At 71.5% G+C, this 19,325-nt stretch carries 19 protein-coding genes and 1 pseudogene; 9 read left to right on the plus strand and 11 right to left on the minus strand.

Annotation, left to right across the window (positions count from 1 at the left end):
- Nucleotides 1-68: 68 nt before the first annotated feature.
- The gene (locus tag AB0J90_RS17730; RefSeq protein WP_363597032.1) at nucleotides 69-2,159 is read right to left on the minus strand and encodes a heavy metal translocating P-type ATPase; all 2,091 of its coding nucleotides are present in this window, start codon (nucleotides 2,157-2,159) and stop codon (nucleotides 69-71) included.
- Between the two features lie 99 nt (nucleotides 2,160-2,258).
- Between AB0J90_RS17730 and AB0J90_RS17735 the strand changes: the two genes are divergently transcribed.
- Together AB0J90_RS17735 and AB0J90_RS17740 are read left to right on the plus strand one after the other, a co-directional pair.
- Entirely contained in the window at nucleotides 2,259-2,561 is a 303-nt protein-coding gene (locus tag AB0J90_RS17735; protein ID WP_363597034.1) for a metal-sensitive transcriptional regulator, read from the plus strand.
- Nucleotides 2,562-2,589: 28 nt separating this feature from the next.
- Entirely contained in the window at nucleotides 2,590-3,321 is a 732-nt protein-coding gene (locus AB0J90_RS17740) for an MBL fold metallo-hydrolase (RefSeq protein ID WP_363597036.1), read from the plus strand.
- Between the two features lie 32 nt (nucleotides 3,322-3,353).
- Here AB0J90_RS17740 and AB0J90_RS17745 read toward each other — a convergent pair whose 3' ends face one another.
- The gene (locus AB0J90_RS17745) at nucleotides 3,354-4,175 is read right to left on the minus strand and encodes an SAM-dependent methyltransferase (RefSeq protein ID WP_363597038.1); all 822 of its coding nucleotides are present in this window, start codon (nucleotides 4,173-4,175) and stop codon (nucleotides 3,354-3,356) included.
- 109 nt (nucleotides 4,176-4,284) lie between these two features.
- On the opposite strand from AB0J90_RS17745, the gene AB0J90_RS17750 reads away from it, so the two are divergent.
- Nucleotides 4,285-5,478 (plus strand): hypothetical protein, encoded by a 1,194-nt coding sequence (locus tag AB0J90_RS17750; protein ID WP_363597041.1) that lies wholly within the window; start codon nucleotides 4,285-4,287, stop codon nucleotides 5,476-5,478.
- Between the two features lie 236 nt (nucleotides 5,479-5,714).
- A complete protein-coding gene (locus AB0J90_RS17755) occupies nucleotides 5,715-6,857 on the plus strand; it encodes a ricin-type beta-trefoil lectin domain protein (RefSeq protein ID WP_363597043.1) in 1,143 nt (380 codons plus the stop codon).
- A 62-nt stretch (nucleotides 6,858-6,919) separates the two neighbouring features.
- Here the strand turns inward: AB0J90_RS17755 and smpB are convergent.
- Nucleotides 6,920-7,402: pseudogene (smpB, locus tag AB0J90_RS17760) on the minus strand (SsrA-binding protein SmpB); the annotation flags it as partial.
- A 117-nt stretch (nucleotides 7,403-7,519) separates the two neighbouring features.
- The gene (locus tag AB0J90_RS17765; protein ID WP_363597045.1) at nucleotides 7,520-8,425 is read right to left on the minus strand and encodes an alpha/beta hydrolase; all 906 of its coding nucleotides are present in this window, start codon (nucleotides 8,423-8,425) and stop codon (nucleotides 7,520-7,522) included.
- Between the two features lie 225 nt (nucleotides 8,426-8,650).
- Between AB0J90_RS17765 and AB0J90_RS17770 the strand changes: the two genes are divergently transcribed.
- Both AB0J90_RS17770 and AB0J90_RS17775 read left to right on the plus strand, forming a co-directional pair.
- Nucleotides 8,651-9,229 (plus strand): TetR/AcrR family transcriptional regulator, encoded by a 579-nt coding sequence (locus AB0J90_RS17770; RefSeq protein WP_363597047.1) that lies wholly within the window; start codon nucleotides 8,651-8,653, stop codon nucleotides 9,227-9,229.
- 107 nt (nucleotides 9,230-9,336) lie between these two features.
- The gene (locus AB0J90_RS17775; protein WP_363597049.1) at nucleotides 9,337-10,569 is read left to right on the plus strand and encodes a CehA/McbA family metallohydrolase; all 1,233 of its coding nucleotides are present in this window, start codon (nucleotides 9,337-9,339) and stop codon (nucleotides 10,567-10,569) included.
- Between the two features lie 96 nt (nucleotides 10,570-10,665).
- On the opposite strand, the gene AB0J90_RS17780 is transcribed toward AB0J90_RS17775, so the two are convergent.
- From AB0J90_RS17780 to AB0J90_RS17790, 3 genes are all read right to left on the minus strand, one after another.
- Entirely contained in the window at nucleotides 10,666-10,872 is a 207-nt protein-coding gene (locus AB0J90_RS17780) for a hypothetical protein (protein WP_326559927.1), read from the minus strand.
- Nucleotides 10,873-10,993: 121 nt separating this feature from the next.
- Nucleotides 10,994-11,203, minus strand: a complete 210-nt coding sequence (locus tag AB0J90_RS17785) for a hypothetical protein (RefSeq protein WP_363597051.1) — start codon at nucleotides 11,201-11,203, stop codon at nucleotides 10,994-10,996.
- Nucleotides 11,204-11,235: 32 nt separating this feature from the next.
- A complete protein-coding gene (locus AB0J90_RS17790; RefSeq protein WP_363597053.1) occupies nucleotides 11,236-12,705 on the minus strand; it encodes an MFS transporter in 1,470 nt (489 codons plus the stop codon).
- A 119-nt stretch (nucleotides 12,706-12,824) separates the two neighbouring features.
- On the opposite strand from AB0J90_RS17790, the gene AB0J90_RS17795 reads away from it, so the two are divergent.
- The gene (locus AB0J90_RS17795; RefSeq protein ID WP_363597055.1) at nucleotides 12,825-13,298 is read left to right on the plus strand and encodes a helix-turn-helix domain-containing protein; all 474 of its coding nucleotides are present in this window, start codon (nucleotides 12,825-12,827) and stop codon (nucleotides 13,296-13,298) included.
- Nucleotides 13,299-13,320: 22 nt separating this feature from the next.
- Here AB0J90_RS17795 and AB0J90_RS17800 read toward each other — a convergent pair whose 3' ends face one another.
- The 4 genes from AB0J90_RS17800 to AB0J90_RS17815 all read right to left on the minus strand — a co-directional run bounded on the left by AB0J90_RS17800 (nucleotide 13,321) and on the right by AB0J90_RS17815 (nucleotide 17,402).
- A complete protein-coding gene (locus AB0J90_RS17800; RefSeq protein WP_363597057.1) occupies nucleotides 13,321-14,418 on the minus strand; it encodes a helix-turn-helix domain-containing protein in 1,098 nt (365 codons plus the stop codon).
- A 67-nt stretch (nucleotides 14,419-14,485) separates the two neighbouring features.
- Entirely contained in the window at nucleotides 14,486-15,424 is a 939-nt protein-coding gene (locus tag AB0J90_RS17805) for a lytic polysaccharide monooxygenase (protein ID WP_363597059.1), read from the minus strand.
- 92 nt (nucleotides 15,425-15,516) lie between these two features.
- A complete protein-coding gene (locus AB0J90_RS17810) occupies nucleotides 15,517-16,179 on the minus strand; it encodes a response regulator transcription factor (RefSeq protein WP_363597061.1) in 663 nt (220 codons plus the stop codon).
- Nucleotides 16,176-17,402 (minus strand): sensor histidine kinase, encoded by a 1,227-nt coding sequence (locus AB0J90_RS17815; RefSeq protein WP_363597063.1) that lies wholly within the window; start codon nucleotides 17,400-17,402, stop codon nucleotides 16,176-16,178. Before AB0J90_RS17815 ends, AB0J90_RS17810 begins: the two co-directional genes overlap by 4 nt.
- 122 nt (nucleotides 17,403-17,524) lie before the next feature.
- Between AB0J90_RS17815 and AB0J90_RS17820 the strand changes: the two genes are divergently transcribed.
- Both AB0J90_RS17820 and AB0J90_RS17825 read left to right on the plus strand, forming a co-directional pair.
- Nucleotides 17,525-18,454 carry an ATP-binding cassette domain-containing protein gene (locus tag AB0J90_RS17820; RefSeq protein WP_363597340.1) on the plus strand — a complete coding sequence of 310 codons (930 nt, stop codon included), beginning with the start codon at nucleotides 17,525-17,527 and terminating at the stop codon, nucleotides 18,452-18,454.
- Nucleotides 18,451-19,293 (plus strand): hypothetical protein, encoded by an 843-nt coding sequence (locus AB0J90_RS17825; RefSeq protein WP_363597065.1) that lies wholly within the window; start codon nucleotides 18,451-18,453, stop codon nucleotides 19,291-19,293. Before AB0J90_RS17820 ends, AB0J90_RS17825 begins: the two co-directional genes overlap by 4 nt.
- The last annotated feature ends 32 nt before the right edge of the window (nucleotides 19,294-19,325 follow it).

The raw sequence follows: 19,325 nt of genomic DNA on the forward strand, positions 1-19,325 counted from the left end.
TGGCGCCCGAATCGCCTTACCGGTCCGGGTTTCTGCACCACCACAAGTGCAAGATCGCCGCAGTGGGTTTAGGGGGTGAGGGGGAGGCGGCGGAGGAGTTGGGCGTTGGCGGCTACGACGATGGTGGAGGCGGACATGAGGACGGCGCCCAGGGCTGGGCTGAGGGTCAGGCCGGCCCAGGACAGGACTCCGGCGGCCAGCGGGATCGCGACGATGTTGTAGCCGGCGGCCCAGCCCAGGTTCTGCAACATCTTGCGGTACGACGCCTTCGACAGCCGGATCACGCCGGTCACCCCGCGCGGGTCGGACGAGGCGAGGACAACCCCGGCGGATTCGATCGCCACGTCGGTGCCGGCACCGATCGCGATCCCGACGTCGGCACGGGCCAGCGCCGGAGCGTCGTTGACCCCGTCACCGACCATCGCCACCCGCAGCCCACGGGCTTGCAGGTCGGCCACCGCCCGGTCCTTGTCGGCGGGCAGCACCTCGGCGAACACCTCGTCCACGCCCGGCCGGAAGCCCAGGTCGGCGGCGACCGCGTCGGCCACCGGCCGGGCATCACCGGTGATCATGACGATCTTCCGTACGCCCTGCCGGCGCAACTGGGCGATCGCCTCCCGCGCCTCGGGGCGGACCTCGTCGGCCAGTCCGAGCGCGCCCAGCGCCTCGGCCGACCCGTCCCCCATCCGCACCAGGTGCAGTACGGCCGCACCCCGCGCCGACCAGCCATCGGTGGTGGCGGCGAGTTCGGCCGGCACCCGTACGTCGAGTTCGCGGAGCAGGGCGGGGCCGCCGACGGCGTACTCCCGGCCGTCGATGGTGGCGCGGACGCCGCGCCCGGTCAGGGACCTGAAGTCGGTCGCGGTGGCCGGCGCACCGCGTTCGGCGGCGGCCGCGACGATCGCCCTGGCCAGCGGGTGCTCACTGTCGGCCTCGACCGCGGCGGCGAGCCGGAGTACCTCGTCCTCGGTCTGGCCGGGTGCGACGGCGAGCCCGGTGACCGTGTGCACGCCCCTGGTCAGGGTGCCGGTCTTGTCGAACAGGACAGCCTGCACGGTGCGCATCCGCTCCAGCGCCAGCCGGTCCTTGACCAGGATCCCGGCCTTCGCCGCCACCGCCGTGGAAAGCGCGATCACCAGTGGAATCGCCAGCCCGAGGGCGTGCGGGCAGGCGATGACCAGCACCGTGACGGTACGCACCACGGCCTCGTCGACGTCACCGAAGGCGGCCCAGGCGCCGAAGGTCAGTACGGCGGCGGTCAGCGCGACGTAGAACAGCAGCGCGGCGAACCGGTCGGCGAGCACCTGCGCCCGCCCGCTCGACGCCTGCGCCTGGGCGACGAGCCGTTGGATGCCGGCGAGGGCGGTGTCGTCGCCGACGGCCGCGATCCGGATCCGGATCGCCGAGTCGGTGGCGACCGTGCCGGCCACCACCCGGTCACCGGGTTCCCGGCGTACCGGGCGGGACTCTCCGGTGATCATCGATTCGTCCAGTTCCGCCCGGCCGTCGGTGATCTGCCCGTCGGCCGGTACGCGGGAGCCGGGGCGTACCAGCACCAGGTCTCCCACCCGCAGCTCCGGCACTGGTACGCGGCTGACCCGATCGTCGTCGTCGACCCGTTCGGCGTCGTCTGGCAGCAGCGCGGCCAGCGCGCTCAGGGCTCCCTGCGCCTGTCCGATGGCCTTCATCTCCTGCCAGTGGCCGAGCAGCATGATGGTGACCAGGGCGGCGAGTTCCCACCAGAAGTCGAGGTCGAAGGCGCCGGCGCTGGTGGCGAGCGAGGCCACGTACGCGACGGTGATCGCCATCGAGATCAGCAGCATCATGCCCGGCGCGCGGTCGCGTACCTCGGCGAGGCCGCCGACGAGGAACGGCCAGCCGCCGTAGAAGAACACGACGGAGCCGAGCACCGGGCCGACCCAGGACATGCCGGGGAAGTCGATCGAGTAGCCGAACCAGTCCATCACCATGTGGCTGGTGACGACGATCGGCACGGTGAGCGCCAGGCTCAGCCAGAACTTCCGCCGGAACAGTTCCGGGTCGTGCCCGGCGTGCTTGTCGTGTCCCTGGTGGCCGCCGCCCGCCTCACCGTGCCCTTCGTGGTGGTGATGCGGCTCGGTGTCCGATTGGTCCGCCTCGGTCGCCATGTCGGCTCGCATTCCCCAGACCCCCTCGCCATCACCTCCGAAGATATACCCCCCGGAGGTATCAACAGCGAGACCGTAACATACCCCCAGGGGGTTAGCTATAGTTGACCGATGACCACACCCGCCCCCGCCCCGACCCGCGGTTACACCGCCAGCAAGGACCAGCTGCTCTCCCGGCTGCGACGCATCGAGGGACAGGTCCGGGGGGTCGAGAAGATGGTCGAGGACGACCGCTACTGCATCGACGTACTCACCCAGATCTCGGCCGTACAGGCGGCCCTGGACAAGGTCGCCCTCGGCCTGCTCGACGGTCACGCCCGGCACTGCATGCACGAGGGCGCCGCCGAGGGGCGGGCCGACGAGATGGCCACCGAGATGATGGCCGCCGTCGGCCGGCTGATGAAGCGAGGCTGACCTGGCGCACCGGTGTTAACGTGCGCTGATGGGTCGGTCGCTGCGGCAACTCGCCGGACGGGTGTGGTGGTACCCCCACGACGAGGACTCGGGCAACGTCCAGGGCGGCGTCGCCGTCATCGCCGACGACACCGGCAGCGTGCTGGTCGACGCCGGTAACAGTCCGGGCCACGCGCGCCGGATCCGGTCCGCGATCGAGGCGGCGGGACTACCGGCCGTACGGCAGTTGGTCTACACCCACCACCACTGGGACCACGTCTGGGGCGCCTGCGCCTGGCCGGAGGTCGAGGTCATCGGTCACCGCGCCGGGGCACGGATCCTGGCCGAGGAGGCCCTGCGCCCGTGGAGTCATGCCTACCTGCGCGCCGAGGTCGAGGCGAACCCCCTGCTCGGCCCCAGCTACCGGGGCCGGGCGTGGGCGATGCCGGACTGGTCGGGTTTCGCGGTGATCCCGCCGCACACCGAATTCGACGACACCCTCACCCTGCCGTCCGCGGTGGAACTGCGCCACGTCGGCGGACGGCACGCCGAGGACTCGACCGTGGTGGCGGTGCCGGACTCGGGCGTACTCCTGCTCGGCGACTGCTTCTACCCGCCGCCGCTGCACCTGCGACAACCCGGCGACGGCTACGACGTGGGCCTGGTCCGACGGCTGCTCGACGAGGGCGTCTCCGGCCGCTTCGACTGGTACGTCGACAGCCACGACCACCCGCACACCGCCGAACAGACGCGGGAGTTGCTGGCCGCCGCCGGGGGTTGACGGCGGCCTCACCACGCGGGCACGGGACCGACCTAGGGCTTACGCGCGACCGCCCCGTACATGGCGATGTCCTTGTCTGCGATCCCCGGATCCTCGGACCCGTCCGGGCGCCACTTGTGCACCTGGACCAGCCCCGGCTCGACCAACTCCAAGCCGTCGAAGAACCCGAGCGCCGTGGCACGGTCACGGAAGACGAGGGTTTCGCCGAGCCGGTTGTACTCCCGCTGGACCTCGGCCAGCGGGACCCGGTCGAATTCGTCGGTCGCGATGGACATCGCCAGGTAGCTGCCCGACGGCAGCACGTCCACGACCTGCCGCACCACCCGCAGTGCTTCCGCGTCGTCCTCGATGAAGTGCACGATCGCGATCAGCAGCAACCCGACCGGCTGGGTCAGGTCGAGGGTCTGCAGGAACTCCGGCGCGGAGATGATCGTCTGGGGGTCACGCATGTCCGCCGCGACGTAGGCCGTGCGTCCCTGTGCCGTCCCGACCATCAGCGCCCGCGCGTGCGTGAGCACGAGCGGGTCGTTGTCGGTGTAGACCACCTGCGCGGTCGGGTCGACCGACTGCACGATCTCATGGAGATTCGGCGAGGTCGGCAGCCCGGTGCCGATGTCGAGGAACTGCCGGATCCCGCGCTCGGCGGCCAGGAACCGCGCCACCCGGTGCATGAAGGACCGGTTGGCCTGCATGTGAACCCGCAATGCGGGCCAGATCCGCAAGGAGCCCTCGCCGGCCTCGCGGTCGGCGGCGAAGTTGTCCTTGCCGCCCAGGATGTAGTCGTAGATTCGCGCGCCGTGCGCCCGGTCGGTACGCAGATCGACCCCGCGCGCATCTTCGCTACGACGTTCCACCAAAGCCTCCGTAAACGATGTCGCCACTCGTGCAGGCGACCCTACACGGGTCGCTCGCCGTCCTCCGATCCTCTGTGGACCGCGTGAGCGGATGGGGCAGGATGGGGCGATGTCACCGGAAATCGACGCCGTCGACTGGTCGAAGCTGCGGCACGCGTACGGCACCGCCGAGGACGTACCGGCGAACCTGCGCGAGTTGGCCGACGAGGACGAGTCGGTGCGCCACGCGGCGTTCGGCGAGCTGTGGGGCAGCCTCGTCCACCAGGGCAGTCGCTACGAGGCGAGCGCGTACGCGGTGCCCTTCCTGCTCGACCTGGTCGCCGACCCGGCCACCCCGGACCGGGTTCTGGTCGCCCAGTTCCTGGTCCTGGTCGCGATCGGTTCCGACGAGGCGTGGCTGCCCGACGGGATCGACGTGGACCGCATCCGTACCCGCGCCGACGGTGGCGAGCAGGCGTTGCGGCGCTACCGGGAGGGCGTGGAACTGCCCCCGGAGGACCACGGCCGGATCGACGCGTACGCCGACCTGACCGCCTGGGAGGCCGTACGCGACGGCCTGCCGGTGCTGCGTGCCCTGCTCCGCGAGGACGACTCCGACCTGCGCACCATCGTGGCGTACACGTTGGGGTGGTTCCCGGCGACGGCGGCGCCGGAGCACGCGGCGGCGAGTCTCGCGGCGCTGGCGGAGATCGCGGCCGGTACGGACGAGGGACCGGCGGCGGTCGCGGTCGTCGCCGCCGGACTGCTCGACGCCGACGGCGCCGACCGGGTCGCGTCCGCCGCGCTGGACGGTGGCTCTCCACTGGTCCGCTGGGCAGGTGCGATCGCACTCGCCCGGTTGCACGGTTCGTCGGCCGGGGCAGCGGTGGCGGCCGAACTGCTGCGCTGGGCCGGTGGCGGCAGCCGGCCCGACCACCGGATCCCGTACCTCGATGGCGACCTGGCCGGGTACGCGACCCTGGCGCTCGGTCGACTCGGTGCCGCGCACGCCGATGCGGCGTTCGCCGCCAACCTGGCCCGGCTGCCGCTGGTGCACGCCGTGGAGGCGCTGACCGTGCTCGGCGAGGCGCTGCGGTACGCCTTCCCGTCCGGTCCGGTGCCGGCCGGCACCCCGTTCGAAAGCCTCGACCCCGACCAGAGACGACTGGTACGCGTGCTCGCCGACGCACCCGACACCTGGCGGTACGACCAGTTGGAGTTCGGCAACTTCGGCATGCTGCTCGGCGAGTACGGACTGCCGAACCCGCACGCCCGGTTGCGCTCGTACGCGTACGCCACCCCGGCTGCCCGGGCCGACCGCTAGGCAGTGCGCGGCAAGACCCGGCCTCGGGTGCGGGGTGCTTCGTGCCGGCCGTCGATGCCGGTGGACCGTTCGGCGCAGTGGCGGCGGCGTTCGTCGGGTCCGCGCCGCCGATGCTCTCGCGTGGGATCGATCCCATCGCGAAGTCTCGATACAGCCGACCGTACCGGCGCTTCCGCTCTCGCCCAGCGGTGCAATCGCGCCACCGTCCCCCGGCCGGCACCGACGAGAGGACCACCATGCGATGGAACGGACGCCGGCTCGCCGCAGCCGGCCTCGGACTCGCCCTCACCACCGGGATCGCCCTGGCCCAGGCAGTCCCGGCGCAGGCAACCACCGTCCAGGCACCGCCGGTGACACTGGCCGAGTCCAACGGCGGGGTACGGATCATGCCGCTCGGTGACTCGATCACCGACGGTTTCAACGTCCCCGGCGGCTACCGGATCAACCTGTGGCAGCGCTTCGTCGCCAGCGGGTACACCGTGGACTTCGTCGGCTCCGGCTTCAACGGGCCGGCGAGCCTCGGCGACCACGACCACGAGGGCCACTCCGGCTGGCGGATCGACCAACTCGACGCGAACATCGTCGCCTGGCTCCAGGCGACCAACCCGCGTACGGTGCTGCTGCACATCGGCACCAACGACATGAACCAGAACTACGACGTACCGAACGCGCCGGCCCGGCTCTCCGCGTTGATCGACAAGATCCGGTTGAACGCGCCCTCGGTGGAACTGTTCGTCGCCACCATCACCCCCGAGACCAACCCGACCCTGCAGGCGCGGGTGCAGGCGTACAACGCCACCATTCCCGGGATCGTGGCGCAGAAGGGGCCGCAGACCCACCTGGTCGACATGTTCTCGGCCCTGACCACGGCCGACCTCGCCGACGGGGTGCACCCGAACGCCGCCGGCTACGACAAGATGGCGGCCCGGTGGTTCACCGCCCTGCAGTCCGTGCCGGCCAGCCTGACCCCGCCGGGTGTGCCACCGGTCGGCACCCCGGTGTCACTGGTCAACCCCCAGTCGGGGCGGTGCCTCGACGTCTCCGGCGTGAGCACCGTGGCCGGCGCCCAGGTGCACATCTGGGATTGTCACGGCGGGACGAACCAGCGCTGGACCCGGACCGCGAGCGGTGAGCTGCGGGTGTACGGCAACCGGTGCCTGGACATCTCCGGCAGCGGCACCGCCAACGGCACCAAGGTGCAGATCTGGACCTGCAACGGCACCGGCGCGCAGCGCTTCACCTTCGGCACCGACGGTTCGATGGTGGTGCCCGCCTCGGGCAAGTGTGTCGAGGTGGCCGGCGGCGGCACCGCCAACGGCACCGTCGCCCAGCTCTACACCTGCAACGCCACCCCCGCCCAACGCTGGTCCGTCCGCTAAGGCAGGAGGTGCCCCCTGCTGTCGGGTATGCCGGGCAGGAGGGGGCACCTTCGGGCGGACGGTCAGGCGCGCTGGCGGGACTGGCCCTTGAGGTGTCGGCTGAGCGCCCGGGCGATCTCGCGGTTCGCGTCCCGCTCGGCCAGGGTCTGCCGCTTGTCGTAGGAACGCTTGCCCCGAGCGAGGCCGAGTTCGACCTTCGCCCACCCGTTGGAGAAGTAGATCGACAGCGGTACGAGCGTCAGGCCGGGGTCACGTACCCGGTCCAGGATCTTGTTGATCTCCGTACGCCGGAGCAGCAGCTTCCGGGTCCGGCGCGGCTGGTGGTTCGTCCAGGTGCCGTACGCGTACTCGGCGATGTGCAGGCCGTACAGCATGATCTCGCCGTCCAGTTCCTGCGCGAAGGCGTCGACCAGTGACGCCCGGCCCGCCCGCAGCGATTTGACCTCGGTGCCGAGCAGGGCGATGCCCGCCTCGTACGTCTTGAGGATCGCGTAGTCGTGCCGCGCCTTCTTGTTCGAGGCGATGAGCTTGCGCTCGGGTTCCCTGGACGCGGCTGCCTCCCGATGACTGTCCGGCCCGCGCGATGCGGAGCTACCAAGATACTTCGAGCGCCCTGTGCCGGAGCGACCCGAGCGACCCGAGCGGCGGCAGGACGACGCGGATCAGCGACGGGAGAGGGATGCGGTGAGCCAGGGGCGGAGGATCGGCAGCACGTTCGCCGGTTGCATCGCCTGGGTGTGGTCGAGCCCGTCGAGCACCCGTACCTGCCAGCCGAGGGCTTCCAACTCGGCCCGACTTTTGTCGACCGGGCCGGCGATGTCCACGGTCACGCCACCCCAGCGCTCGCCGTACGGGATGGTGTCCGCGGAGCCCACGAAACAGAGCCGGGGACAGGTGATGCCGGCCTGGGCGGCCCGGTCGTCGAACGTCCGCAGCGCCAGGTACAGGGTCATAAACTGCCGGGTCTGCGGTTCGGGCAGCGTCACCTCCGCCGACGACCAGTCGAAGTCGGCCGGGTCCGTCCAGGCCTGCGACCCGGTCGGGTCCTGCGCGGTGTCGGCGGGCGGGGCCGCCGACAGGTCGGCGGGCGGGCTGGTCGGGGCCGGAGGCGACATCGCGTGGGTCGCGGTGGTGACCGCGAGCATTTCCGCGTACGGTCCGTCGATCGGTGGGAAGCCGCCCATGACCAGCGCGGACAGGCGATCGGTACGCAGAGCCAGTTGCAACCCGCTCAGCGCCAGCCACGAGTACCCGTAGTACGCGAACCGCTCGGCGCCCACCGCGTCGGCCACCGTCAGCAGGTCCTCGACGATGGCGTCCGGGGTCAGGGTGTCTGGTTTCGGGTCCGTCTTGAGGTGTCCCTCGTAGTCGAACGCGACCACCCGGAACGTGTCGGCGAGCCCGTCGACCAGGGTCCGGCCCAGGGTGGGATCCATGCCCCAGCGCCTCATCTCGTCGGCTGCCGCCCCCTCGGTGGGCCGGGGGTCGACCGGGAGCAGCACGGTCGGTCCGGTCCCGCGCACCTCCACCTCGATCGTGCTTGCGTCGGGCAGGGTCACCTCGGGCATGAGTGGTCTCCTGGTTCGGCTCGTCGAGCACGGCAGATAATTCCGTACGGGATAAAGTGATACCCGGAAGGAACATTACCTTACGAGATAAAGAGTCCCGGAGACCCGGGCCATCGGCGCCTCGACCAGGCACGTAGCGGAAATCACACCCGCAAAGCCGGCTAGACAGACCGTTATGTTCAAACTCCGCCTCGGCTAGGGCGACCTGTCTAGTAATCTCGGAGCATGTCCGTGACAACCACCGGTAGGGCGTCGGCCAGGCAGCGGCTGCTGGCAGCGGCCGACGAGCTGTTCTACGCCGAAGGCGTGCACTCCGTCGGCATCGACCGGGTGATCGAGCACGCCGGGGTCGCCAAGGCGACCCTCTACAACGCGTTCGGCAGCAAGGACGAGCTGATCCGGGCGTACCTGCTGGGCCGGCTCGCCCGCCGGCAGGACCGGGTGGCTCGCAGGCTCGCCGGGGTGGAGGCGCCCCGCGACCGGATCCTCGCGGTGTTCGACGCACTGACCGACGTGTTCAACCAGCCCGGCTTCCGGGGTTGCGCCTTCGTCAACGCCAGCGCCGAGGCCACACCGGGCGGCAAGGTCAGCGAGGCCTGCGCCACGTCACGGGGCTGGACCCGATCGACGTTCCGGGATTTCGCGGCCGAGGCCGGGGTCGCCGACCCGGACCAGCTCGCGGAGCAACTCGTACTGCTCTACGACGGGGCTTCGGTCGCCGCCCAACTCGACGGCAACGCCGGTGCGGGTGCCGCCGCCCGTACGGTTGCCGAGACGCTGGTCGACGCCGCGATCCGCCGCTGACCTCCGGCGTACGGCCCCGCGCGCACGGGGTAAGCGATTGACAGACTTCACCGGACGGACAACTGCGCCTATCTATCCGTTGCCGGCCGTCGTATGCACTGTCCCGCATGACTCACCACCATCCGGACACCGGACACCGCCATGACGGTACGACCCGACGCACGCTGATCGCGGGCGCCGCGGGCGGGCTGCTGACGCTCGCCGCCGCACCCGGCACCGCCCGGGCGGCCACCGCACCGCTCGCCGCCGGACCGACCCGGGCCGCGGGGACCGGCGCCGCCCGCGCCTCGCGGCTGACCCAGGGCACCACGCTGGTCCACGCCGACCTGCACAACCACACCGTGATGTCCGACGGCGACGGAGACCCGGCGCTCGCCTTCGCCTCGATGCGCGACGCGGGCCTGGACGTCGCGGCGCTGACCGACCACGCCACGCTGTTCTCCATCGAAGGGCTCTCCCGCTCGGAGTGGGATCGCACCGGCGCCCTCGCCGACGCCGCCGACGACCCGGGCCAGTACACCGCCATCCGGGGCTTCGAGTGGTCCCACCCGCTGCTCGGCCACGTCAACGTCTGGTTCTCCGGCAACTACACCGACCTGCTCCAGTCGTCGAGCATGAGCCGGCTCTACAGTTGGATCGCCGGCTCCGGCGGCGTCGCCGGCTTCAACCACCCCGGACGCGAGATCGGCCGGTTCGACAACTTCCGCTACACGTCGAGTGTGCGGGAGCCGATGATCGGCCTGGAGATGTTCAACCGGGGCGACGACTACCTCTTCGACGGCTGGGGCAGCGGGCAGACGTCACCGCTCGTGGCCTGCCTGAACGCCGGCTGGCGCCCAGGCCTCACCGGGGTGTCCGACGAGCACGGGACCAACTGGGGCTTCCCGGAGGGCAAGGGGCGTACCGGTCTCTGGGTCACCCAGAACACCCGGCAGGAGGTGCTGGCCGCGATGCGTGCCCGCCGCTTCTTCGCCACCCGGGTCTCCGGCCTACGGCTCGACGCCACCGCCAACGGCGTACGCATGGGCGGGGTGGTCCCGGTGATCCGCGGCGACGTCAGCTTCGAGATCGACCTGGACCGGGGTCCGGAATGGGTCGGCAAACCGTTGCGGGTCCAGGTCCTGCGCCCCGGCAGCGACGCGCCCACCGTGCCGCTGGTGGTCGACACCGTCGCCGGTCAGGTCACCCGGTTCACCGTCCCGCTCGATCTCGCCGACGGCAACTGGGTGGTGCTGCGGGTGTCCGACCCGACCCAGGCCAACCCGAGCCCTGGTCCCGCCGGCCACCCCTGCAACGACTGGGGCGTGGCCTACTCCAGCCCCTGGTGGCTCCAGCCGTGAAGCCTTGAAAGCCGGGTCCGGCGGTCCGGTCGGCCGCCGGGTAGGCCGTCGTACGCCCGACGGCGCGGCACCTCACCGTCGGGCGTACGAGCGTTTTCAGTCAGCCAGGGTCACGATCGACTCGGCCCACCGGAAGTACTTGTTGGTGCCGAAGTCGCGCACCGTCTTGATGCCGAACGCCTTGAGCAGCAGCTCCGCGTCGCCGGCCGAGACACCCTCGATGGCGGTGACCGGTGCGTCGGCGATCTCCTGGGCGCTCTTGCCTTCCCACGCCTTGGAGAGCTTCTTCTCGAGTCCCAGCATCCCTTTGTCCTCCTTAGACAGTCCGGCACCGCGCCGAACCGCGGGAAGACTACGACGATCCGGGCTTACCCGCCAGTCGGCCATCAAAGCGACACCGAGTACCACCGGGCAAGGCACGAACTCAGTCCGTCGGGCTCACCGTCTGGTCCGAGGTACGGTGCTCGACAACCGATCCGGGACCCGCCGGAAGCCCCGCGGTACGCCGGTCGGATTCGGTGAGGATCGCCTCCGCCTGTGCCAGCGGGTCCTCGCTGCCGGCCGCCCGTTCCTCCGGCAGCAGGTACTCGGCGCGCCGCTCGACCTGCCTGCGGTCACTGCTCTCTGCACTCATACCGCAGACCCGTACCCACGCCCGGTGGCGGGTTAACCTCCCACCGTGCCCGCCGCCGCGGGCTGGTGCGCCGGGACCGGTTCGGCAGTCCCCGTGGACCTGCCGGAGCGCAGCCCGAAGGCGGTGATCGCGGCGCCGAGGACCACGAGGACGAGCGGCACGAGCAGCGCGGCCCGGAGCGCGTCGAGCGTCGCGCCGGGTGAGTCGGCTTCGGTGAGCGCGGCGACGTTGACGGCGGTCACCGCCGACAGGCCGAGCGCGGTGCCGAACTGGATAGCGGTGTAGAGCAGGCCCCCGGCGAGACCGTGCTCGGATTCCCGTACGCCGTCCGTGGCGGCCATCGTCAACGGCCCGTACGCCAGGGAGAAGGCGAGACCGAGCAGCAGCATCGTCGGCACCATCGCCGCGTACGTCCAGTCCGGCCCGACCGGTAGGAACAGCGCGTACGACAGGGCGGCCAGCAGCAGCCCGCCGAACAGCACCCGTACGTTGCCGAACCGGTCGACCAGGCGCGGGGTGAGCAGTGGCGACAGCACCACGTCGAGACCGATCAGCAGCATCGCCAGCCCGGTCTGCAGGGCACTCCAGCCGCGCAGTTCCTGGAGGTAGAGCGTGACCAGGAACTGGAAGCCGGCGAAGGACCCGACAAAGAGCAGGGCGGCCAGGTTGGTGCGTACCAGGGCGGGGTTGCGCAGGATGCCCAGGCGTACCAGCGGGTTGGCCGACCGCCGCTCGATCGAGACGAACAGGGCCAGCAGCAGCAGTCCGCCGAGGAACGCGGCGACGGTACCGGCCGGGCCGTCACCCGGACGCTCCAGCCGGACCACGCCGTACGCCAACAACAACATCGCACCGGTGATGCCGAACGCACCGGCCAGGTCGAACCCGCCCGCCGGGCGCTGCCTCGGTCCCGGGTCACGGGGTGCCGAGTCACGGACTAGCGGGATGGCCGCGGCGAGGATCAGCGCGGACAGGATGACCGGGGCGAAGAACACCCACCGCCACCCGATCGAGGTCAGCAGGCCGCCGGCTACCAGGCCGAGGGTGAAGCCGCCGGCCGCCATGCCGGCGTAGATGCCCAGTGCCCTGGTGCGCAGCGGCCCCTCGGGGAAGTTGGTGGTCACCAGCGACAGCCCGGCGGGGGCGAGGAACGCCGCGGCGACCCCGGTGACGAACCGCGCCACCAGCAGCATCCAGCCCTCGGTGGCGAAACCGCCGAGGCCGGAGAAGACGAGGAAGACGACGAGCCAGAGCAGGAACATCCGCCGTCGGCCGAGCAGGTCGGCGGCCCGGCCCCCGAGCAGCATGAAACCGCCGTACCCGAGCACGTAGGCGCTGACCACCCCGCTGAGCATCCCGGTGCTGAGCCCGAGGTCGGCCCGGATCGACGGCAGCGCGACGTTGAGCATCGCAACGTCGATCCCCTCCAGGAAGATCGCGCCGCAGAGCACGAAGAGCACGGCTCGGGCACGACCGTCCATCCGGCGATTCGATATGGACACCAGCCAACTCCTCACGAGTGTGGCGGGACCGGCGTCGGTTCTTCCGACGACTGCCGGTTCCCTCTTGTAACCAACAGCATCGTCAGGCACCATCGGTAGGCATGGAAGGCGGCACTTCAATGTCCCCCGGTTACTGCGCGGATACCGACGACCACGAGGTCCTCCAGTGGGACACCCGGGCCGACTGCGAGGTCCGGCAGATCCTCGACCGGATCGCCGACAAGTGGTCGCTGCTGGTCATCACCCTGCTCGACCGGCGCAGCCTGCGCTTCACCGAGCTACGCCGGTCGATCGACGGCGTCAGCCAGCGGATGCTCACCCGTACGCTGCGGCACCTGGAACGCGACGGCCTGGTGCGCCGTACGGTGCACGCCACCGTGCCGCCCCGGGTCGACTACGAACTCACGCCGCTGGGCTCGACCCTGCACGAGACCATCCGCGCGCTGGTCACCTGGACCGAGGGGCACCAGAACGAGATCGCCGCCGCCCGCTCCGCGTACGACGTCCGCGAGGCCGCCGAGCAGGAGGCGGCGGAAGCGGAGGCGACCCGGCGTGACCTCATCGCCCGGGAAGTCCTCGCCGGGCAGCGCTGAGCCGCCCGTACGGAAAACCGGCTCAGCCGGTGGGGCCCGGAACAGCGGTCGGAGAGATCAACTCGATCAGGAACTCCTGCTCCGCCGCGCCGGTGCAGGGTTCCCGGAGCAGTTCCGCGCCCGAGCCCGGCCCACCGTCGGGGAAGCCGAGGCAGAGGTCGGTGTAGGCCGGCCGTAGCCGGTAGCCGCCCGCTACCGGCAGGTCGACCGGCTCGATCCGGAAGAGCTGGGCGGCGCGGTCCTCGCGGCAGTCATCCCAGGGTTCGAGCATGTCCCCCACCACCGACCCGCCGGTGAGCACGGTCAGGCACCCCGTCCCCTCCACCGGATGGACCCACTTGATGAAGTAGTGCTCGCCGCCCACCCGCTGCAACAGGGTCTGGGGCGGTTCGGCTCCGGCGCACGCCCGTTGGACCGCGACCGCAGCGGGGTACTGGCCGGTGTGCTCGCGGCCCTCGGAAACGCAGCGGTCCGGCCGGTCGGCGACGCGGATGCGTACCCATCCGGACAGCTCCGGGCGGGCCGTCGACGCGGTGGGCCGAGGATCGTCGGGCGGGAAGGTGGTGCCGCCATCGGAGGACCACGGCCCGCCCGGCCGCGCCTGCGACAGCAGCCAGGCCCCACCGGCCACCGCGGCGAGCACCGCGAAAGTGGTCAGCAGGACCACGAGCTGGCGCAGCCAAGTCGACCGCGTACCCGGTGCCGCCGAATCGGGCTGTGGTGGTCCGGTCGGCGCCGGCTGTGGCGATTCGCTCGTTGCCGGTGGCAGTGGTTCGCTCGCAGCAGGTGACGGTGGCTCGACGGGAGCCGAGGGCGTCGACGGGGTGGGGCTCGCGGACGCTATCCGGTCCCGGGCCGTCAGCCAGGTTTCGACCTCCTCCGGGCCGGCGCCGCAGGCCCGGACGAAGGCGGCGACCACCTCCGGCCGCGGCACCGACTGCCGGCGCAGCGCGTCGGCGATGGTGCTGCGCGGCAGGACGTCACCGGCGCTGACCGCCCGTTCCTCCAGTTGCCGGTAGGTGCACCCGGACCGCTCCTTGAGCTGCTGCAAGAGGGCCACGAACTCGGCCGGGCCGTCGGCCCGGCCAGGCAGTGGAAAATGCGCATCCACACCCGACACAAACAGCGATCTTAGTGAAACTCCGGGACATTCCCTATTCGCTGCCCCCGGTTTCGGTAACGGAGGGTCAGGAGGGCCAGGCCGGCGCCCGTGACACCCGCCGTGCGGTACGCCGGGACCGCCGCCTCAGCACCACCGGGACCAGCACCCCGGCCGCGAGCAGGAACCCGGCCAGGCCGAACCAGAGCGCTCCGCCACCGTCGGTGGTCGTCGCGGCGGCGGCCGTACCCGCGCCGGCACCGGGCGGATCGGCCGGTGATCCCATGCCGGTCACGGTCGCCGGGCTGGCGCCGGTGGAGGCGGCGGTGCCGGGGCGGGCGCTCGCCGAGACGGCACCGCCGGGCCGGGCAGCGGCGCTGGTGGGTCCCGAACCGGCCTCGAAGATCACGTCCGAGCAGGAGTAGTAGGTGTCCGGAGTGGACGTGTTCTGCCAGATCGCGAAGATCACGTGCCGGCCGGCGAGCCCGGAGGGCAGCCGGCCCCGCATCCGGTACGCGCCATCGGTCTGCGGCGGGTCGGTGGCGCTCAGGAACGGGCGTTCACCGAGATCGGACCAGGCCAATGGCCGGGTCGGGTCGTAACCGTCGCGGGTGACGTACCACCGGAAGATGCCCTCGTGCGGGATCGTGGTCCGATAGGTGAAGGTGAACTCGGCACCCGCCTTGAGCTTCGTCGCCGGCCAGTCCGCCCGGGCCAGGTCCAGGCCCCTGAACTTGGCGACGCCGCCGCTGCACAACCTGCCGTCCGGGATCTTCTCCCGGTCGCGTCCGTCCACCCCGGCAACCCGTACGTTGTCCCACTGTTCCACGACGGTGCCGGCGGCGACCGCGGCCCGGCACGCGGCCGAGCCGTTGGTCCGGGGTGCCTCCGGGCCACACGCCGCCGACCGGCTGAGCGGGTTACCCGGCGCCCCGTGGGCCAGAGCCGGCCCGGCGGGCAGCCCGGACAGCAGCGCCGCGGCCACACTCGCGGCGGCGAAGACGAAGAGCTTTCGACGTACGGTCATCCTGGTCGACCTCCCGCCCGGAGGTACGGGAACCGGTGGCGAAAGGTTCGACGCCCGCCCGAACCGCCGCCGAAGGCTCTGCGTGACCCGCCTCAGTCGGACGGCGCCACCAGCCCCACCTCGTACGCGGTGATCACGAGCTGCACCCGGTCGCGGGCGCCGAGCTTGCTGAGCAGCCGGGCGACGTGCGACTTGGCGGTGGCCACGGTGATGTACAGCTCGTCGGCGATCTCCCCGTTCGACCGCCCCCGGCCGATCAGGGTCAGCACCTCCCGTTCCCGGTCGGTGATGCCCACGACCGGTCGCCTCGGCTGCCGGGCGGCGGGCTGACGGCTGGCCACGAAGTCGGCGATCAGGCGGCGGGTGACGCTCGGCGCGATCAGGGCGTCCCCGGCGGCGACGACCCGGATCCCGGCGAGGATGTCGTCCAGGGCCATGTCCTTGACCATGAATCCGCTCGCCCCGGCCCGGAGTGCGCCGTAGACGTGCTCGTCCTCGTCGAAGGTGGTCAGTACGAGCACACGTGCCGTTCCCGCTCCGGCGGTGATCCTGCGGGTGGCCTCGATCCCGTCCATGTCGGGCATCCGGATGTCCATCACCACCACGTCCGGCCGCACCTCACCGACCACCCGGACCGCTTCGGTGCCCGTACCGGCCTCGCCGACGACGTCCAGGTCGGGGGTGTCGGCGATGAGCACCCGCAGGCCGGAGCGGACCAGCGGCTGGTCGTCGACGAGCACGACGCGTACGGTCACGGCAGCCGCCCCGGTGACCGGGCCGGCACGGGCAGCGGCAGCGCCGCCGTCACCTGGAAGCCGCCTTCGGGGCGCGGCCCGGCGGTGAACTCGCCGTGCAGCAGACCCACCCGTTCCCGCATCCCGGTGATGCCGTAGCCGGTGCCGGGCAGCGGACAGCCCCGACCGCTGTCGGTGATGTCGATCCGAAGTTCCTCGTCCCGGTAGTCGACGGTGACCCGGCACCGCGGCGTCCCCGCGTGACGTACGACGTTGGTCACCGCCTCCTGCACGATCCGGTACGCGGACAGCTCGATGTCGGCCGGTAGCGGGCGCCGCTCCCCCTGCCACCGCACCTCGACCCGGACACCGGCCTTCGAGGTGGTGGCCGCCAACCGGTCCAGGTCGTCGAGTCCCGGCGCCGGGGGCGGTGGCGGGTCCGCCTCGTTCTGTTCGCCGCCGCGGCGCAGGCCGACGAGCACCCGCCGCAGTCCGGCGAGCGTTTCCCGGCTGGTGGCCTCGATCGTACGGAGCGCGTTGCGGGCCTCGGCCGGCTGCGTGTCCATCACCCGGCTACCGACACCGGCCTGGATCGCGATCACCCCAATGCTGTGGGCGACCATGTCGTGCAGCTCACGGGCGATGCGCAGGCGCTCGGCGGTGACCGCCTGGGCGGCGTGCTGGGCGCGTACCGCCTCGGCGTAGCGGCGGCGGGTGCGTACCGAGTTGCCGATCATCCAGGCGGTGAGCAGGGCCAGGGTGGGCACCTCCGGCCGCGTGGCCGGCCCGAAGCCGCCGATGACCAGGCCGCTGCCGAGCTGGACCACGAGTGCCAGGGCGGCCGCGACAACCGACACCCGACGGGTACGGGTCGCGGCGACAAAACCCACGGCGACGCCGATCGCCAGCAGGTGCATGTTGCGCAGGTCGGCCGCGTAGCCCGGCTGCGAGGTCTGCAGGGTCGTCGTCACAACGACGAGGCTGACGAGCGTCAACCCCAGGGTGACCAGCGGCTGGCGGCGCAGCAGCGTGGCGGGCAGGGCCACGGTGATCGCCGGCAGCAGGTACCGCTGGGGAACACCCAGCAGGTCGAGGCCCAGGAGACCGTCGTTCGACCCGTTGACCACGGTGACCGCCAGGACGAGTGGGAACACCAGCACCCCGGCCCAGGCCAGGGCCGTCCACACCGGGAGCGGCAGGCGGTCGCGCAACGGTGCTCGGAAGGACTGCGAGATGGCGTCCACGCTGCGAGAATAGCCAGCTCCGTACCGGTGGCACAGCAGCCTACGGACGTACGCCCGCGGGCTGAGTCCGGGCCGCGATTGCCGCCGCCGGCCCGATGTCCGCGCCCGGTCCGCTCGACAGGATCGGCGTTGTGATCGAAGTCAACGCACTCACCAAGCGCTACGGCGGCACGACCGCCGTCGACAACCTCTCCTTCACCGTACGACCCGGACAGGTCACCGGGTTCCTCGGCCCGAACGGGGCCGGCAAGTCGACCACGCTGCGGATGATCCTCGGGCTGGATGCCCCGAGCGGCGGCACCGCCACCGTCGGCGGTGTCCCGTTCCGCAGCCATCCGCGCGGGCTGCGGCACGTGGGGGCACTGCTCGACGCGCACCAGGTGCACGGCGGTCGCAGCGCCGTGGCGCACCTGTCGGCGCTGGCCCGTAGCAACGGCATCACCCGCCGCCGGGTGGACGAGGTGCTACAGGAGGTGGGCCTGTCCGAGGTCGCCCGCCGCCGCATCGGCGGGTTCTCGCTCGGCATGAAACAACGGCTCGGCATCGCCACGGCACTGCTCGGCGACCCGCCCGTGCTGATGTTCGACGAGCCGATCAACGGCATGGACCCGGAGGGGGTGCTCTGGGTGCGCAACCTGTTCCGCCGCCTCGCCGCCGAGGGCCGCACCGTGTTCCTCTCCAGTCACCTGATGACGGAGATGGAGAACACCGCCGACCAGCTCGTCGTCATCGGCCGGGGCCGGCTGATCGCCGCCGAGTCGCTGCGGTCCTTCGCCGCCCGCAGCACCCGGCTCAGCGTGCTGGTGAGTACGCCGCAGGCCGCCGAGCTCACAGCGGTGCTGACGGCGGCCGGGGCGAACGTCGAGCCGGAGGGGTCGGCCGGGTCCGAGAAGCTCGCCGTGACCGGGTTGCCGGCGGAACGGATCGGCGTACTCGCCCTCGACAACCGGATCGTGCTGCACGAACTGACCACCCGTACCGCCTCGCTGGAGGAAGCGTTCATGGAACTGACCGCCGCAAGCGTCGAGTACCTGGCCGGGCAGGCCCGATGAGCACGTACGCCGCCGTGACGCCACCGGCACCCGTCGTCGAACCGCCCGCCCGCTTCCGGGACCTGCTCGGCGCGGAATGGATCAAGATGTGGTCGCTGCGGTCCACCGGGTGGATGCTCGCCCTGGCCGCGCTCTTCGCCCTCGGCACCGCGGCGCTGGCGGCACTCGGCGACTACCACAACTTCCCGCGCTATCCCCCGCAGGTGCAGCGGGAGCACATGTTCGCGCTGGGCGACGCCTTCCCGCTGGAGGGGTACCTGACCCTGATGCTGGTCGCCGCGAGCGTCGGCGCGATCACCATGGTCAGCGAGTACGGCAGCGGCCTGATCCGTACCACCACGGTGGCCGTACCCGCCCGCGGCTCGGTGCTGCTGGCCAAGGCGGTTGTCGTGACCGCGGTCTGGACCGTGGCCGGCGCGTTCATCGCCACCGGTACGTTCGTCGTCTCCCAGTCCATCCTCGACCTGCGGGACGCGGCGGTCTCGGTCACCGATCCGTCCGTGTTCCGGGCCCTGGTGGCGTCCGCGCTGCTCGCCCCGATCTGCGCGCTGATCGGCCTGGGCTTCGGCGTCCTGATCCGGCACGCCGCCGCCACCGTGATCACCAGCATCTTCGTCCTGTTGATGCTGCCGCTGTTCTTCGCGTCGGACAGCCGCTGGTCGGCCACTCTCGACCAGGCGATGCTGCTCACCGCGTGGCAGCGCCTGACCGTCGACTGGGTGCCGACCGGGCCCGACGTCCGCATCGCCACGATCACCGAGTCCTGGATCGTCTACGCGGTCTGGCCCCTGGTCGCGACCCTCGTCGCCCTGGTCGTGGTACGACGCCGCGACGTGTGAGCGCCTCGTACGACGCCACGACGTGTGAGCGC

This window comes from Micromonospora sp. NPDC049523, from assembly GCF_040676775.1.
GTDB lineage: Bacteria > Actinomycetota > Actinomycetes > Mycobacteriales > Micromonosporaceae > Micromonospora_G.

What these genes read in the sequence shown, in the direction of transcription:
- AB0J90_RS17755 (WP_363597043.1), top strand. Translation starts at nt 5,715, where the DNA reads ATGCGATGGAACGGACGCCGGCTCGCCGCAGCCGGCCTCGGACTCGCC.
- AB0J90_RS17740 (WP_363597036.1), top strand. Translation starts at nt 2,590, where the DNA reads ATGGGTCGGTCGCTGCGGCAACTCGCCGGACGGGTGTGGTGGTACCCC.
- AB0J90_RS17795 (WP_363597055.1), top strand. Translation starts at nt 12,825, where the DNA reads ATGTCCCCCGGTTACTGCGCGGATACCGACGACCACGAGGTCCTCCAG.
- AB0J90_RS17785 (WP_363597051.1), bottom strand. Translation starts at nt 11,203, where the DNA reads ATGAGTGCAGAGAGCAGTGACCGCAGGCAGGTCGAGCGGCGCGCCGAG.
- AB0J90_RS17775 (WP_363597049.1), top strand. Translation starts at nt 9,337, where the DNA reads ATGACTCACCACCATCCGGACACCGGACACCGCCATGACGGTACGACC.
- AB0J90_RS17735 (WP_363597034.1), top strand. Translation starts at nt 2,259, where the DNA reads ATGACCACACCCGCCCCCGCCCCGACCCGCGGTTACACCGCCAGCAAG.
- AB0J90_RS17825 (WP_363597065.1), top strand. Translation starts at nt 18,451, where the DNA reads ATGAGCACGTACGCCGCCGTGACGCCACCGGCACCCGTCGTCGAACCG.
- AB0J90_RS17765 (WP_363597045.1), bottom strand. Translation starts at nt 8,425, where the DNA reads ATGCCCGAGGTGACCCTGCCCGACGCAAGCACGATCGAGGTGGAGGTG.
- AB0J90_RS17805 (WP_363597059.1), bottom strand. Translation starts at nt 15,424, where the DNA reads ATGACCGTACGTCGAAAGCTCTTCGTCTTCGCCGCCGCGAGTGTGGCC.
- AB0J90_RS17730 (WP_363597032.1), bottom strand. Translation starts at nt 2,159, where the DNA reads ATGCGAGCCGACATGGCGACCGAGGCGGACCAATCGGACACCGAGCCG.
- AB0J90_RS17780 (WP_326559927.1), bottom strand. Translation starts at nt 10,872, where the DNA reads ATGCTGGGACTCGAGAAGAAGCTCTCCAAGGCGTGGGAAGGCAAGAGC.
- AB0J90_RS17750 (WP_363597041.1), top strand. Translation starts at nt 4,285, where the DNA reads ATGTCACCGGAAATCGACGCCGTCGACTGGTCGAAGCTGCGGCACGCG.
- AB0J90_RS17770 (WP_363597047.1), top strand. Translation starts at nt 8,651, where the DNA reads ATGTCCGTGACAACCACCGGTAGGGCGTCGGCCAGGCAGCGGCTGCTG.